Origin of the sequence: Bifidobacterium sp. N5G01 (assembly GCF_002742425.1) — a bacterium.
Lineage (GTDB): Bacteria > Actinomycetota > Actinomycetes > Actinomycetales > Bifidobacteriaceae > Bifidobacterium > Bifidobacterium hominis.
In genome coordinates, this window is record NZ_NJNP01000004.1 from 16,960 (window position 1) to 34,494 (window position 17,535).

The 17,535-nt window shown below is 57.6% G+C and carries 5 protein-coding genes; 3 read left to right on the top strand and 2 right to left on the bottom strand.

The window, feature by feature from the left end; all coding sequences use genetic code 11:
- Nucleotides 1–7 precede the first annotated feature (7 nt).
- Both CE168_RS06730 and CE168_RS06735 read right to left on the bottom strand, forming a co-directional pair.
- Nucleotides 8–4,222 (bottom strand): ATP-dependent DNA helicase, encoded by a 4,215-nt coding sequence (locus CE168_RS06730; RefSeq protein WP_099571694.1) that lies wholly within the window; start codon nucleotides 4,220–4,222, stop codon nucleotides 8–10.
- Nucleotides 4,219–8,253: a PD-(D/E)XK nuclease family protein gene (locus tag CE168_RS06735; protein ID WP_099571695.1), complete on the bottom strand. Its 4,035-nt coding sequence runs from the start codon at nucleotides 8,251–8,253 to the stop codon at nucleotides 4,219–4,221. The genes CE168_RS06730 and CE168_RS06735 overlap by 4 nt, the downstream gene beginning before the upstream one ends.
- A gap of 238 nt (nucleotides 8,254–8,491) precedes the next feature.
- On the opposite strand from CE168_RS06735, the gene CE168_RS06740 reads away from it, so the two are divergent.
- From CE168_RS06740 to CE168_RS06750, 3 genes are all read left to right on the top strand, one after another.
- The gene (locus CE168_RS06740; RefSeq protein WP_099571697.1) at nucleotides 8,492–9,919 is read left to right on the top strand and encodes a serine/threonine-protein kinase; all 1,428 of its coding nucleotides are present in this window, start codon (nucleotides 8,492–8,494) and stop codon (nucleotides 9,917–9,919) included.
- A 105-nt stretch (nucleotides 9,920–10,024) separates the two neighbouring features.
- A complete protein-coding gene (locus tag CE168_RS06745) occupies nucleotides 10,025–16,054 on the top strand; it encodes an Ig-like domain-containing protein (RefSeq protein ID WP_099571698.1) in 6,030 nt (2,009 codons plus the stop codon).
- Nucleotides 16,055–16,135: 81 nt separating this feature from the next.
- Nucleotides 16,136–17,476, top strand: a complete 1,341-nt coding sequence (locus CE168_RS06750; protein ID WP_099571699.1) for an AAA family ATPase — start codon at nucleotides 16,136–16,138, stop codon at nucleotides 17,474–17,476.
- Nucleotides 17,477–17,535 lie beyond the last annotated feature (59 nt).

The following is a 17,535-nucleotide window of genomic DNA, read 5'->3' on the forward strand; positions in this document are numbered from 1 at the left end:
ACCAGCACTAGTCGTTGTCGGATTGTTTCGGAATTCCGTAGCTCAACTCGGCAAGGATCTCTTCTTCTGTTTTATCGGCGGCGTTCAGCTGCCGATTGCCCTCAACAGGCTCACTCAGATAGTAGAGGCAGGCGTCGATAGCATCAAGCGGCACACCTTCCATTGCCGACAGCAGCATCCGATACATATCCAACTGTACTAATTTTTCCTGTATTTCTTCTTTTTTTCTAGGTTTTTTTCCAGTTTTCCAATCGACTATTGTATATTGTTTTGATTGGTCCTTTTCATTGAGACCCCCAAAGAACACCGCGTCAAGCTTGCCATTGACGATGGTGCCCAATTGCGGCACATTGACGACAATCTGCCGCTCCGCCCACGCAGGCTTACGTTGCGCCCATGCCGACGCCGCAAGACGCTGCTGCCAATCGAACAATACATTGTTTTCCATTGCATTTTCCATTGCATTTTCGACCGTATTTTCGACAGTATTTTCGACCACCGCATTATTTTCTTGAGATTGCATCCTATTGTTGCGTTCGATTTCGGCAAGCATCGATGATCTCGATTCAGCTACGCGCATATTTCCGTTGCCTTCGGTACCGTCGACGATGCAATCAATATCCACGTCGGCCATAATGAACCGTTCCGCCCACGCATGGAACTGCGTGCCCAGCTGCGCGGCCGGCGAGGCAACGTTCGGAATCGGACGCACAAGCCCACGCCAGTAGGTGCGGGCGCCACGATCGTTCATCATGCCCGCGCGCGCCTGCAGGGAAGTGACGTTCTGACGGCCGGACGCAAGAATCTTCTCGCCTTGCGCACGCACCGACCGGTCGAACGCATCCTGCGATGCGTCGGCCAGCATGTCGGGCATGAGATTGTCATCATCGACCAGCAGCTGCGCGCAATGCAGCAGCGAACCGGCCGAACCGAGCGCAACGTCATCAGCAACAGCATCCGCCCCCACGCCGGCATCCAAGTCCGCAGCGGTGGCGGCCATCGCATCACGCACCTGATCGGCGGACGAACGCAACATTTCGCAAGTCGCTTCAGTCAAATCGCACGGCCATGGCAGGAATCGCTCACCTTCCAGAGGCTCAAGCGGCGCGTTCCAAGCGTCGCCGACCACTGCATCCTCGAAATCGCAGGCATGCTCGCCCACGAAATATCCGTCTGGCAATGGCGCGCCAATCGAATGCAAGCTGGAAATGCCATTTTCGGAAAAATCATCTCCAGAAAAATCTACCCTCGTGGCGTCCTCAACTTCCGCAATATCGTCCAAATTGCTCGGTTCATTCGCCTTGGAAACGATATTGAGCATGGAGTCATACACTTCCTGCCAGAAATTCGACGGTTTGGCCACTTGTCTGCGCTCACCCACGGCACGCGGATCACGGCTTTCCACATTCGTTTCGCTATAGGTGAGCAACGCCTCATGACGGGCGCGGGTCAACGCCACGTATGCGAGACGACGCTCGTCGGCATGCAACCGGCGGCCATATTCCTCGCTCTGCGTCAAATACAGTCCATCAGGATCGACGCCTTCCATGTCGTCGACATTCATGGTGCGCAGGGTGCCGAACACTTCATCGTCGATGATTTCCGCATCTTCCAAGGCCTCCAAGGCCTCCAGCGGATTCCAGCCGACGAGCGCGTCATGGGGGAATCGCGGCAGAATATCCGCATCCACGCGCACAGGAACAGGCACCGCGGCGGGATTCGTCAGCCACGTTTTGGCGTTTTCATGGTATTCGGGAGGCGTCCATACGCCATCCCGGAAACCATTGAGATGCGTTTCATCAACGGCCACGCTCAGATTGTCGCCCTTGTTACTGGGAAATCCGCCATCGGTCATGCCGACCACGGCCACGGCATCCCATTCAAGCCCCTTCGACTGGTGCACGGTCATCAACACCACGTCGACGAGCATATCGGGGGCCACCGCGTTCTCTTCGGAAGCGTCGCGCAGCGAATCCACCCATGAGATGAACGCGCGCAGACTCGGCACGCCTTGCGATGCGATCTCCTGCATATACGTGTCGACGAGTTTCATCACAGCGTCTATCGGCGACTTGGCGAACGCCACGTGGGAGGCGTCAAGCGTGGCCTCGGCATGATCGGCACGCATATGCCGAGCCAGTAGCATGTCGATGTCAAGATTCAACGCCGTAATAGCTTCGCGAACCACCTCCGGCAGCGGGTGGCCGAGCACGCGCTGTACTTGGCGGAGCATATCCGCGGCACGCAGCACCGCCTGCACTCCCCTGCGGCTCAGCCTGCCATCGATGAGTTGTTCAAGATCGTCGCGCAGCATGAGATCCACCAGAAAAACAGCATTTGGCACTTGGTCGCGGTATTCGCGCACAGTGGAGCGGATTTCAGCATTCGACAGACCAGAGTCGGAAATTGTTTCGCCATTTCCGAAATCACTGGTTTTCCCGGAAGTACCGGAATCACCGGAATTTATAGAATCACCGGAATTCCCGGCTTTCGTAGCATGCGCAGGAACAATTCCCGCCGATACGAGCGCACGATACCGGTACACCGTATTCACTCGCTCCGCCGTGTCCGCAAGCGCCTGCAGATCGTCGGCTTCAACGGCGAATCGTGGCGTCGCCAGCAGTCGCATAAGCGCCGCACTGTCGGTATGGTCGCTGACTACGTGCAGCAGGGCGAACACATCCTGCACTTCCGGACGTTCCAGCAGGACCGCCTGTCCCACGACCAGCGTGGTCAGTCCGGCCTGCTCTAGCGCTTCCGCGTATTTCGGCATGGTTCCTTTGGATCGGAACAGCACCGCTACATGCGGGCGATTGTCTTTCGCACCATGGTCGAGGTCACGCGCAGAGGGCGTATGCAGGGCGATCGCATGTTTGGCGAAGCGCACGACCGCATCGACTTCCTGGCCGAATGTGGCAAATCCGAGCACGCCAACCGTGCCTTCGGGTGCTTCTTCGATGTTGGCGAGCGCAGGCACGTCAACTTCGCGCATCAGCGAGCTGCTGAGGCGTCTGGCTGGCAGGCGCAACGGTTTGGTGAGATTGTTCGCCGCTTCGAGCACCATGCGCGAATTACGCCGCGTCACCGTCAATGCGAACGGTTTTCTGTTGGCATCCATGCCGAAATCGTGTTGCAGCATACGGAATGCGCCCGGACTTGCGCCTCGCCATGCGTAGATCGATTGGAAGGGGTCACCGACCGCGTTGACCGCGCTGCGATGCATATCGTCAGCGTGGAACAGCGCGCTCAGCAGTGCGGCCTGCGTGGTGGAGGTGTCTTGGTATTCGTCGAGAAGCACATGCGAGTAGCGTTTGCGGTACGTTGCGCCGATGGATGGGAATCGGGAGACCAGTTGGAATGCCGCGATGGTGAAATCGCTGAATTCCGCCATATTGCAAGCTTGTTTTTCGGCATGATAATCAAGCACGAGGTCGAGCAGCAAGTTGCGCTGCTTGGCGACGGATGCGAGTCGCGTACTGTTGAATACGCACATGCTGTGCCCGAGTTCGCGGTATTTCTCCAGTTTCTTTTCGTAATCCGCATCGGAATCCTTTTTCAGCCGTTTCGGCGGTTTTGGGGATTTCGGCTGCTCAGTTGGCACGGTTTCGCCGTCAAGCGCCTTATCAACCTGTCTGATGAACGCTTCATCCCAGTCGCGCACACGTTGCACCGCCTCGTCGAAGCTGGTGCAGCCGCTGCCGATCATAGCTCCGGAAATGGCGTTAGACAGGGCGAATACGTTGCCCGCTATGGTGTTGAACGATTTCAGATCACCGTCGAACGCCATGAGATCGACCATATGCTTGTCGAGCACGGTGTGGATGAGCTGCATGGCTCCGGCCTCGCTCAATGGCTGCGTGTTTTGGTCGAAGCCGACAAGCAGTCCGTATTGACGCACAATGGATTGGAAGAAAGCGTCGTACGTGGAGACTTCCGGTTTGAGGAACGTCATATTCGCCGATTTCAGCCCACGTTCACGCTGGTTGCGGCTCACGGCCGCGGACACGCGCGACAGCAGTTCCGAAGCCGCTTTGCGCGTGAAAGTCAGTCCGAGGATTTTTTCGGGGCTCACGCCTTGTTCGATCAGCGTGATGATTCGCCTGGTCATTGTGTAGGTTTTGCCCGATCCAGCACCGGCGACCACCACCACATCCTCATAGGAGGGCGCTTGGATAACGGCGGCCTGCTCCGGACTGTCGGTGAATTTCATGGTTCCGCTCATGCCGTTCTCCTTTCGAATACGGTGTTCTGTTCGCCCGCGCAGGCCGGGCAGACCGCAGTGTTCCTGCAATATTTCATATGTTCCGATGTTGGCCTTGCCGTGATTTCGTTTGCCCTGCTGGCTGCGGCCGCGTAGAAGACCCTGGCGATCATGGTGAGAGACCATACCGCCATGGTGTTTCGCAAGCCGACGAATTCACTCCAATGCTCGTCGCTCACTTCCATCGGTGGAAGCATCTCGTCGAGTCCGTCTTGGAAATCCTTGTCAAGTTTTTTGACGTAGTAGCGCGGCACGAATGCTCCCGTATTTAGGCTTCCGTTCGCGAACAACGACTGCTGCATATGCGATTCGGCGGCGGTGTTGCCATATGGTGCCGGGAATGCATGCTTCGTTACGTGGAACAGCGCGCTTTGCGTGATGTTCGGCGCAGCAGCCACCGCCTGTGCCCCATGCAGACCGCTTCCTTCGGGGAACACGAGTCCCAGCTGGTAGCAGACGAGCTGCAGATCATTGAACAGGCCTTCGCCGTTCGGACTTGCACCGGTTTTGTAGTCGATCAGACGCACTTGCTGCGTGCCGTCCGCCATATCACGACGTTCCACACGGTCGATTCTGCCGGTCAAGCGCACGGTGAGATGTTCGCTCATGCCTGTTTGAGGCCATCCTCCGACCAACGTTCCCATAATGGCGATCAATTCGTTTCGTGAAATCGCATGAATGCCGTCCATCGCATTGTAGGCTGCGAGAATATCGTCGAAATCGAATTTTGCGGTGAATTTCAGTTCAGGTTCTGCTTTCGTGAGTTTTCCAACGCTGAACGCATCATTGTTTTTAATTGGATAATCACCATGATTCGATTGCACGAAATACGTGGCAATGTTACGCAACGCATCTCGCGCCTTTTTATCTTTTTTCAATGCCTGATATCGTTGCGCGGGATCGGTGATACCGTTCAGATCGCCGCGTAGACGCTCATATTCGGCATACATTTGCTCGGTGATCGCGTCGATGTTGTCCATATCGCTGATGGCGGTGTGCTGTTCCGGCATGTCAAGTCCGGCTTCGGTGGCCTTCTGTGCCACCATGTGGATCAGCGAACCGAAACTCGTGGCGGCGCTGCCCATGCGCGGGCCGGAGAAACGGTTTTCAAGCATCCAGCACACCGGGCACGCCCACAGATCGTCCACCGCGGACGGAGACAGGGTTACCACGTCGGATTGCCGTGTCTTGCCATCCTGAATCGTTTTCCGCGCAGCGGACGAAACAGGTTCCTCCACGAACGGCCAACAATCGGGATTAGCCGCCCTAATGCCTCGCGAGGACAGCAATGCCAATGTTGCAGCGGCGTCACGCGCCTTCGGGCTGTCCGGCGGTTCCATCGCAAGCACACTTCGCGCGGCCGCGATCAAACCACGGGGATCGGATTCAAGTCCCGCATAATCGCCCTGACTGCCGATCGCCGCATATTCGCGCCGTTCCATATCGGCGTCTCTATCGCGGTCAAACCATTCCGGCACATATCCGTACAGAAAATCAGATGGCACGTGGTCGTCGTTCAGCACGGCGCTCATCACCGCACGCTCATCGGCACGGGTCAATGCTACCAGGAAGCTTTTCTGCTCGGATGCGAGCACGGCAGCCAATTGCGCATCCCGCTTGCCCGCCGAAGTGGTGACGGTATCGGACAGTTCGCCATGCAACATCACATCGGCGAGTTCCTCACCGCCGAACAATGTGTTGCGTGGCGTAAGATTCGGCCATTGCCCTTGCTGCAAGGACGGCAGAAACACCAGGTTCCAATGCCTTCCCGCCGCGCCCGCGGGCGTGGTCAGCGTCACCGCCTGGTCGATGGGCGCGGTATGCGCCAACGAATCCGCCTCGATGGTCAGCGAGCGCACCTGTTCCATGAACGCTTCGATGGTGTGCGCGGCGAACTCGCCGCTTGATTCGCCGCCGGAAGCGTAGTCGAACAAGCGCATCGCCGCATCAAGTCGGTCGTTTGCGGCACGGCCGGACGCCGAATTTTCCAAGGCTACGCGCTGCCAGATTTCCGCTTTTCCACAGGCACGCCATGCGCAATCCAATACGTATTGCGGTTCGCGCAAAACCAGCTTGCGTTCCGCCTCGCACGTTTTGTCAAGCACCTTCCACAATGACGCGAAAGCCTTGACCTGTGGATCCGAGCCCGTCACGGAGGAGATCGTGTCGATCACACGATCGGTGTTTCCTTCCAGAAGAAGCACGTACAGCGCGTCCATATCGAATACGGGATCATCATGGTCTCCATCATGTTGACCATCGTCGGAAATCGCATGGTATTTCGCCATGTATTCATGCCAATCCGCCATCAAACGCGGCAGCGACGATTGCCGTTCAACGTCCGTCTTCGCCATGTTCGCAGAATCCTGCGCGCGAATCTCATCATCGCCCACAATCTCAGCGAGCGAAGCCAACGCATGCATCGCGGATTCCACGGACGCGAGACGGGCCGGACGCCCTTCATGCCGCTTGTCGCCGCCGACCGTAATCAGTGGGGATGCCATGATCAACGCCACACGTGAGCGAATATAGGACCCGGCCGACTGCGGATCCATGCCCGAAGCCGCAATCGTCCGCTTCTTCAATTCCGCCAATTCGATCAGCGCGAACAGGCCTTGCACGAACGGTTCGTCCTTCAACGGTCGTGTCACGCTCGAATAGCGCACGGGAACGCCGTCGGCACGCAAACGCTCGCCAAACGTGCGTACGGTGGCATTGTCGTGTGCAATCACAGCCATGTCGTTCCATTCGCGGGAACGCTGCAAATGCTCGGTTTTGATCTTCCACACCACGTCGTCGAGCTCTTCGGATGCGGAACGGTACAGAGCTGTTTCCACGCTGCCATCAGCGGGCGTGATGCGAGCATTCGTATTGCCGGACGGCAACGCTTCGATAGGCATCGCGCCCGGTATGTTCCGCATTTTGCCCGGACGCTCAGGCAGGGGCACGTCAGTCGGTTCCATGCTTGCAATCGACAGGCTTACGCGGGTCGCGACAAGCGTCCGATAGTCGTCATGCGCGTTTTGCATGGTTTGCGCACTATCGTTTTCGCATGCAGCATACAGGTTTTCGACGCGCTCCAATCGCGCTCCCATGCGCGCCTGTGCCTCGTTGAACAGATATTCCGGATACGATCCACGGAACGTCTGCACGGCTTCGTCGGGATTGCCCACCAACAGCAGACGCGTCCCGCGATTATGCAAAGCCTCAAGCAGGGCGAAACCAGCCAACGTCGCATCCTGGAAATCGTCGACGATCAGCATGTCTGGAATATCGGCATCCCATATGTCAGGCACGGCCTCGGTAGCGTCGATCATCAGTTGTGACGCATCAAGACGGTATTCGCCGGAATAGGCTGCGCGAATCGCCGCATTGTATTCCTCACGCAGCGCGAAGGCGAGACGCCACTGGGTACGCAGGCGTTCACGACGCGCGTCAAGCTCGCCATTCCTGCTGGCCGCACGGGCGATGAGCATGTCTTCAAGCTCCGGTTTCGCACCGATTTCATTCATGCGCGCAAGCATGTCTCGCAATTGGCTGGCGAATGCGTCGGTGGAATCGTCGGCCACCAGTCCGGACCATTCGGAAACAGCGAAATATACGCGCAGCAGATCGCAGATAGCGCACTCGTCGCCATGCTGCCTATGTTCCACATGTGATGCAAGCACCTTGCGGATGATCACATCCTGCTCGGCGCCGTTCAACAGTTTCGGCAACGGTTTGCCCTGTGCGGATCTTGCGGCCGCCAGCAGGCGGAATGCGATGGCCGACAATGTGGTGACCGGTCGAGCCTGCGAAACCACAGACAATTCACGGATCGCGCGATCGCCCAACATGTCGGCGATCTGTCTGCCGGACACCGTCATCACGGCATTCGCATCACCATACCGCTTCATCGCGGCGATCAGCATGTCCAACGCAAACTCGGTTTTTCCACTGCGTGGCGCTCCCGCAACCAACGTGACGTGAGCCAGATCTTCCAAATCCATCATGCCTCCCAACACTACTAGTCTCATCCTCCCTTACCTGACAGAATCCGGCAATGGGAAAACTTATGCCGGAAGGCTCGATGGCTGCGAAAGGGGCGGAAGACATGGGAACAGCCTCGAACGCCCGTCTTTGCATGCGAATATTCAACCCCTTACTGGTAGGTTTTTGGGTTGGTCTTCGGCTAACATGGCCTTTGGAGAGAGCGGCTGAAAACATACGCACTACGAGGAAAGAGAGCATATGGAAGCCATGGACGGCACTCCCCCTCAAATCCCTGGGTACGCATTCGCCCAGAAGTTGGGTTCAGGTTCCGAAGCGAATGTGTACTTGTACCAGCAGCTTTCCCCCAGCCGTCAGGTGGCCATCAAAGTCAGCAGGGGAACGCTCGACCTGCGCGCGGCGGCAAGATTCCGTTCCGAAGCGAACTTCATGGGCAAGATCTCATCACACCCTTACATTCTTTCGATGTATGAAAGCGGAGTCACCACCACAGGCAACGGCTATACCGTGTTCGAATACGCTCCGGGAGGCAATTACAAGACCTTCCTGGAATCCAACCGTCTCAGCGCAGACCAGATGCTCACCGTCGGCATCAATCTGGCAAGCGCCCTTTTCACGGCGCACCGCGAAGGCATCATCCACCGCGACATCAAGCCCAGCAATATTCTTATCAACGCGCATGGCATGCCCATGCTTTCCGATTTCGGCATCGCGGGAACGATTTACGGGCGCCCCGGCATCGGCTACACCATCGCGTGGGCTCCGCCGGAAGTGCTTGCGAAGAACGGCGGAGGCAACGAATCCTCTGACATCTATTCTCTGGGGGCGACGCTGTTCGCCATGCTGACGGGCCAGTCGCCGTACGAATACGGCTATTCCGCAGCTCTTGGCGCAACCCGAGGCAAAAATCGCGGCGCTCTGCTGCGAAACATCATTCTCACCAATCCGCTGCCCAAGCTCAACAGGCCGGATATTCCCCAGCAAGTGGAGCGGATCCTGCGCAAGGCGTTGAATAAAACTCCGGAGGACCGATATTATTCCGCATACGATTTCGCACGTGATATGCAGCGTGCGCAGCAGGAATTGTATGGCCATGCCACGCCGACCACGGTTGAGGGTGAGCCGCCGTTCCCGCAGAACCTGTACGCACAGTCGCAGGCGAACGTTCAGGTTTCGCCGACTGCCCCAAAGCAGCGCAGCACTTGGGCCAAGCCTCTTGCGATCATTGTTTCGGTGGTCGTCGCGATTGCAGCCGTCGCGCTGGTGTTCACGTATGTGATCATGCCGAATATGGATTCCGCTTCCGACAACAGCAGCGTGCAGATCAAGAATCCAGGAACACGCGATCAGGAGAACGATTCACCGGATTCGGCCATCACCACCGGCAGTGTGCCCAGTGTCGAGAATATGACCGGGTCATATTCCGCCGATGGCAGCAGCGTGCAGTTCACTTGGGTGAACCCCGACCCTCAGGATGGGGATTCGTACGTGTGGTCACTGGTCGGCGATGCCGGCATCGATTCGAACGCCCAGGGAACCACCACCACCGACACTCATATCAGCATCGAACCCGCCGACGGCTCGCAGACCTGCATTCAGGTGAGCCTCATCCGGACCGACCGTCAGATGTCGCAGAATCCTACGATCGCGTGCGCAGCTAAACCATAAGCATCGCAGCATTTCGCAACAGGGTCGGCCGACGGCATTATTCAATCGCAGGCGACGTCGGGAACGAACACAACGACAATCGGAACATTCAGGGAAGAACCGGAAATGGGCAAACGCAAGAACGCAGCCAATCAGTCGGCACAATCGCATGAACGTCAATTGCGCTTCGGATCGATGATGCGCAAACTGCTGTTGCCGTCGGGAAGCAGACGGTGGATCACACCGATCATCATGCTGCTTCTGCTGCTGGGCATCATCGCAGGCGCGTTCATCGTCCGTTCGGTGACGCAACGGCATGTGCAACTTGACGACGGCACCGTGTGGATCACTTCGCTGAAGGACCGCAAGGCCGCACGATTCAATGCGAAAAACAAGGATGTGAACGCTGGAGTCTCATCCGCGGCCTCCCGTTTCGACGTGGCCCAACATAATGGCAGCACCGTGATTTCCGAAGGTACGAAAGCCAGCAGCATCGCGGCTTCCACCATCAGCGAAACCGGCAACACCGCCATCAAAACGGATATCGAAACCATTGTCGGAGGCGACACCGCAGCGTTCATCAATGTCAAAACCGGCAATGTGTGGGTGGGATCCGCTTCCGATGTGAAATCCGTCAATCCAACCACCGACAAGCCGAACATGAAGCTGGGATCCGGTGGAAAAATCGCGGTGACACACGACGGAACCGTATACGGATACCGTGCTTCCGATGGTGCGGTGCTGAGCCTCGACGGGCCGCAGGGCACGAACGAGCAAACAGACACAATCAAAGGCGCACCGCATGCCGAATCGTTCACCGTTATCGACGCAACCCCGGTCGTGGCGGCGAAAAGCACCGTGTACTGGCCGCAGGGAAGCGCAGCCATCAATCTGCAGGGCGACATGACCTTGCAAGCCCCTTCCACGGACGGCAAACAGAACGGATGGGTGGCCGTGGCGACACCACGTGGACTCGCAACGGTGAACCTCAGCACCAAGAAAACCTCTGAAACCCCGAATTCCGGCAAAGGCGAGGCCGCCCAGCCGGTATCCACAGGAGGATGCGTATTCGCCGCATGGGCACAGAAAGCCAACAATTACGCCAAAGCATGCTCCGCCGACGGTTCGGACACGACATTCGATACCCTGACCAACATCAACGCCACTTCGGAACTGATATTCCGCACCAACCATCGTCTGGTCATACTCAACGACGTGGTCAACGGCAACGTCTGGAATCCGCAGGAATCCACCAAAGTCATCAAAATCCAATGGAACAAGGTGGAAACCAAACAGTCGAAGCAGCAGGAACAGAACAACGACAGTGCCAACAACCAGCATAATTTCAGCAAAACCTGCTCGTCACAATCCGGGCAGATCAAAGCGGAAGACGATTTGCTCGGCGCGAGAACGGGATCGCAGCAGATTCTCGACGTGCTTCGCAACGACGAGCAGACCGACTGTTCCGTGCTGCGCATCACCTCGGTAAGCGCCCCGGACGGAGCCAACATCAGCGTCTCACCCGTATATGACGGACGATACCTGCAGCTCGACGCATCCGCGGCAGCCGAGGGATCGGTATCGTTCAGCTATGAGATTTCCGACGGACGCGGGCAGACATCCAACGCCAACGTGAACCTCACCTTGGTCGGAAACGACGACAACGCGCCCCAGCAAACCGATACGCCACCGGAAATCGACGTGGAGCAAGGAGCCACCTACACCACCAACGCTTTGGGCAGCTTCTCCGACCCCGACGGCGATCCGCTCACGCTCGTATCCGCAACCCCTCAGAACACCGACCAGGTGACCGTCTCCACGCGAGCCGACGGGCAGCTCGTATTCAACGCGGGATCCATGTCTTCCGGCAGAGCCAGCATCGAAGTAACCGTTTCCGACGGACAGCAGACCGGCACCGGCATGGTGTATTTCTCAGTGAAACCGGCCAACACGTTGGCCGCGGTGATTGATCCGGTAGTCAAGCAGACCACGCCAGACGCACGCACCACCGTCTCGCTCAAACAATACGTGCACGGCACCTCGGCCGAACCCACGCAGCTGACCGCCGTGGAAACCCCATCCGGCGCATCCACAGCCATGAACGCCACCGACATGTCGTTCACCTTCAGCGCGGCCAACCCCGGCACCTACTACGTGCCCTACACCATCACGCAAGGATCCATTCCCACGACCGGCCTGGCCCGCATCGAAGTACAGGCTGCGACCGGAGACTCCGCCAAACCCATCGCCGCCAACGACGTGGCGCTGCTCGGCGCCGACAACACCGCGATCGTGGAGCCCCTGGCCAACGACGTCGACCCGATGGGCGGCGTATTGTCCGTGACCAACGTGACCGCCGACGCGGCAAGCGGCATCAAAACCGGCGTCGTGAGCAACAAGCGCGTCTACATCACCGCACGACAGGTGCCGACCGAACCCGTGCAAATCAAATACAGTGTAGCCAACGCAGCAGGCACGTCGACCGGCGTGATCGTACTGCAGCCGCCGGCATTGACCACCTCCAACTCCATACCGAAAGCCGACAACATCACCACGCAGGTACGCACCGACGGCATCGTCTCCATCGACGTGCTCGACCACGTTACCTACTCCGACGGCACCACGGTAAACCTGCAAAACGACCTGCAATACGACAAGAGCACGTTCAAAGGACTCGTATTCGTATCAGGCAACACCGTACGATACCAAGCATCCGACCAAACCGGATCCTTCCCCGTAACATACACGGTCAAAGACAATCTCGGCAACGCGGCATCTGCCACAATCACCATCAACGTGCATCAAAAAGACGCCGAAAACAAGGCGGCGCCAACACCATCCGACGTTGAAGCACAGGTTGCGGCAGGGCAGAAAGTCCAAATCCCAATCACCTTGACCGGCATCGACGCCGATGGTGACGACGTGCAGCTGCTCGGCCTTGGCAACAAGGCTCCGACGCTCGGACGCATCAGCGAAGTCGGAGCCACCTACCTGGTATACGAGGCATATGCCGATTCCGCAGGAACCGACACCTTCTCATACGCCGTCGAAGACTGGACCGGACAACGATCCCAAGCGCAAATCCGCGTGGGCGTGTTCACATCCGGCACCGACTCGGGCGTGTACGCACGCGACGACGAAATCACATTGCGCCCCAACACTGCAGCAACCGTACCCGTGGCACAAAACGACATTTCCGGAGACAACACCGACCTGACCGTCAGCAAAGACGTCGAATCGCAAGACATCAGCAATGTGAACGTAGTGGATAATGCGCTCGCCTTCACCACACCGCAGCAGACGGGCACCTATTACGTGGTGTATACGGTCAAAGACAAAGCGGGATTGTCCGACACAGCAACGCTGACGGTGAACGTCGATGGCAACGCCACCATCGAACCGCCGACCGCATACGACTACCGTGTGCCTTCTTCGGCGACGATCGACAAGAAATCGGTCGACGTGGACGTTTCGCAATGGATTGCGAACCCTTCCGGCAGCGCCGACGAACTGCACGTGGCCGTTGATGATTCGGCCACCGACCATGCGCATGTCAAAGGCGGAGACAAGTCCACGACCATTACCGTGGAATTGACGGACGAGGCGCGAGCCGTGCCATACACCGTGATCAACACGACGTATGACATCACGTCCACGGCGTTCATCCAAGTGCCCGCATATGGCGTGTTTCCGCCGGCCCTTCGGCCGAAAGCGCCGGCTTTGAAGGTGAACGCGCGAGAGACGATCACCATCAATATCGCCGATTACGTGCGTGTGGGCGCAGGCAAGACCGCGTATGTGGACGGCGCCGATTCGGTAAGCGCCACGAAAGCCGCGGACGGCGACCTGTATGGGAACGACCAGACGTTGAAGTTCACCGCGCCGAAGGACTACTCCGGCCCTGCATCCATCACTTTCACCGCGGTGGATGGCAAGCGCGACAAGAACGACAAGGTGAAAATCATCAATTCGGCAGTGTTGACGTTGCCGATCACCGTGATCGGGCGCGACGTGCCCGCGCCGACGTTCTCTTCGTCCACCATCGACGTGGTCGCCGGCGAGAGCGCCACCACCATCGACCTGACCGCGTTGACCCATTCGGCGTCCGACCTATACGACGACGAAAAACAGTACACGTATTCGGGTGGCGCTGATTCCGACCAGGTGAGCGCCAAAGTGAGTTCTAACGGCAAACTGACCGTGTCCGCCGACAAAACCACGTCGCCGGGAACCACGGTGAGCGTGCCCATTTCAATCCAATATTCGAAGGGCACGGTGAACGCGGGCGTCACGGTTCGTGTGACGACCTCCAACAGGCCTTTGGCACGCATCAACGCGAAAACCGTGAAGGTCAAGGCGGGAAGCAGCGAGGAAGTGAACCTGCTTGCCGACGCGTACAATCCGTTCCCCGATTCCGCATTGACCGTGACCGGATGTACGTCCGACGGCGCGTCGAAGCTGACCGTGGACTGTCCGTCAAACGGTGTGGTGTCGATCAGCGCAGCTTCCGACATCGGCGCGAGCACCAACAAGGTGATCGTCAACGTGCGTGATGCCACCAATACGAAGGAACGTGAGATAACAGGCACCATCAACGTTTCGGTAATGGACAGGCCGGATGCGCCTCTGCTCTCCCCCATCGCGGGAGACCCGCAGGATGGCGCGGTGAATCTGAGTTGGACGGCCGGTTCTTCGAACGGCAGCCCGATCAGCGAATACAAGGTGACGTGGAACGGCGACGGTTCCGGCGAGAAATCGTGCGGTTCCGTGACCTCCTGCCAGATTACCGGCTTGAAGAACGGCAAGACGTACTCGTTCAAGGTGCAGGCCAAGAATGAGGTCGGCTGGTCGAAGGAGTCGAACAGCGTGGAAGGCACACCTGACAAGCTTCCGGACGCGCCGACCGATGTGAAGGCCGAAGCCGGCAGGAACACCGTCGTTGTCACATGGAAAGCTCCGGAAGGCAATTTCTCCGCCGTCGACGGCTATGAGGTGACGTTAAATGGATCCAATATAGCGAATCCGACGCAAAAGGTTGAAGGTACAAGCTTCACGTTCAAATTCGACGACAATGCGATTACCAATGGCGCATCCTATACCGCCACGGTCAAGGCGCATAACAAAATGAACTGGAGTCAGCCATCCGCCGTATCCAATGCCGTTTCGCCTTGGAGTAAGCCTGACAAACCAACCATCTCCGCAGTGCAGAATGGCGACAAGATTGTGGTGAGCGGGCGGATCAATGACGCCCGTAACTCGAAATACCAGTCGATTACGGTAAGTATCAGAGACGAAGACAGATCCGTAGAGACCAATGCCACGGACTATTCCGTCGAATTCGACATCAAGAACGAGTGGTATTACAAAGAGATTAAGCCAACGATTACCGTGGTCACGGAACGCAGTGGTTCGTCGAGCAGCGAAACATCCGTTTCGCCCTTCACAGCAGTCGACCCTCCAACCAATGTGAAGCTGGAACTCAGCAACAATACATGTGTGGCGACCTGGTCCAAAAAAGGGCGCGTCACAGGCTTTGTTGTAAGGGCCAAGGATTATTACAATGCTGATCTTCACGAGAACAGAGCAGAATGGCCGCTTTCCGGTAACTGGAGCACCTGCGATACGGTAAATGTTCAGCAATACTTCATTGATACGTCACATATCAGCACCCCTGAAACTGCCAACAGCAATACCGTCGGCAACAAAATTAAAGCGGAAATCACTACCATGCCGACCCTTTCCTGGGATGCCAATGACACGAATCTCATCAAGGTCGCCGGCGGATCGGTGAAAACATGGAATCAAATTGGCAGCTACTCTTTCGTATTCACCGGAGGTGGCAAAACATACGAAATCCCTTGGGCCCAAGGTACCAGTCAGTTGAACGCCGAAAAGCTACCAACGGGGGTTGACTACACATGGAAGTTTAAAGTCACCGGTCCAGACCCGGCACTCAACAACGAGGCAGACGGATCAACGATCAAAGACTCCGACCGCTATAACGAACCGACCCCCGATCCTAAGCCTGATTCCAATCCGGACCAGTCGGGATCAGGGCAAAGTGACGCCCCTACGGCTTCATCCGTAGCTCTTTCCACCATCGATGGAAAAAGCAAGCCGTGGGTGAGAGGCCTGGCCTATTACGCCAATCGCTAGCCGGTATGGCAATCTCGACGAACAATCCAATATCGACAACCAATCATCAATACGACCAATAGAAGCAAGCAAGGAGCACCCATGAGCAACGAAAACGATGACGACGCCACCCAGCTGGGTTCCATCGGGCACCATATGAACAAGCCGCAACAGCCTGGCAATCCGCAGATGCGCCCCGCATTCCAAGTTCCAAACCTGCCGACGCATCGGCAGAAGCAAAGCGGCGACGATGAAGACACCGTGCTCAGCGCATACAACGCAACGCCCTCCAGGCCTGCAATGCCTACGGTTCCAACAACGCACCCCATGAAGGCGCAACCGGCACAGCCGGTGCAGATGCAACAACCGTTGCCGCAATCGCAGCCAATTCCGGCAGCGGCACCACGCCAATTCCCGCAGGCCACGACATCGCAAGCCAAGCCCGCGCAGCCAGCCGCAACCTCGTCCATGATGTCCGCACCACAGGCCGACATCACCGAATTCCACAACCAGTTCGCCAAACTGGTCGACAGCGTCTCCCAGGTCGTGGTCGGCAAGGAACAACCGATCCGCCAATGCGCCACCGCCATGATTGTCGGCGGCCACATTCTGCTTGAAGACAACCCCGGAACAGGCAAGACGCAGCTGGCCCGAGGCCTCGCCAACTCCATCGACATGTCGTTCAAGCGCATCCAGTTCACTCCGGATCTACTGCCTTCCGACGTGGTCGGCGTAACCTACTACGACCAAAAAAACGGCGAATTCGAATACCGCGAAGGCCCGATTTTCGCATCCATCGTGCTTGCCGACGAAATCAACCGAGCCTCGCCGAAAACACAGTCCGCGCTGCTCGAGGTCATGGAAGAGCAGAAAGTCACCGTCGACGGCGAAACCCACGCGGTACCGCAGCCTTTCATGGTCATCGCCACCCAGAACCCCATCGAACAGCTCGGCACCTACAAACTACCGGAAGCGCAGATGGATCGTTTCCTCATCAAAACAACCATCGGCTATCCGAGCCATGACGTGAGCGTAAGCATTCTCAAGCAGGTCAACGTCACCGACCGTGCATCCACTGTGCATGCGGTGCTCACCGGCAACGACGTGCTACGCATGCGTGCCATCAGCGAAACCGTTCATCTTGACGACGCGATCCTCGAATACATCGTGCGCTTGGTGGAAGCGACGCGCCACAACGAACGCATCCAAGTCGGATCGTCCATGCGAGGCGCACTCGCGCTGACCCGATGCGCCCGCGTGTGGGCAGCGTCCAACAATCGCGGATATGCGGTACCCGACGATGTGAAGCAGCTGGCGGTCGCCGTGCTCGCGCACCGCATCACGCTCACCGCAGAGGCCACGTTCGCCGGATACACCCCCGAACAGATGATCGAACAGATCCTCGAAAACGTACCTGCACCGACCGTAGGCGCCACCGTCTGAAACGTATACCCGACACAGCTGCACGCGCAGCACGACAGAAGCGCACAACCGCACGAAAC

Coding starts and splice junctions, on each gene's coding strand:
- CE168_RS06730 (WP_099571694.1), bottom strand. CDS start 4,222: ATGAGCGGAACCATGAAATTCACCGACAGTCCGGAGCAGGCCGCCGTT.
- CE168_RS06735 (WP_099571695.1), bottom strand. CDS start 8,253: ATGATGGATTTGGAAGATCTGGCTCACGTCACGTTGGTTGCGGGAGCG.
- CE168_RS06740 (WP_099571697.1), top strand. CDS start 8,492: ATGGAAGCCATGGACGGCACTCCCCCTCAAATCCCTGGGTACGCATTC.
- CE168_RS06745 (WP_099571698.1), top strand. CDS start 10,025: ATGGGCAAACGCAAGAACGCAGCCAATCAGTCGGCACAATCGCATGAA.
- CE168_RS06750 (WP_099571699.1), top strand. CDS start 16,136: ATGAGCAACGAAAACGATGACGACGCCACCCAGCTGGGTTCCATCGGG.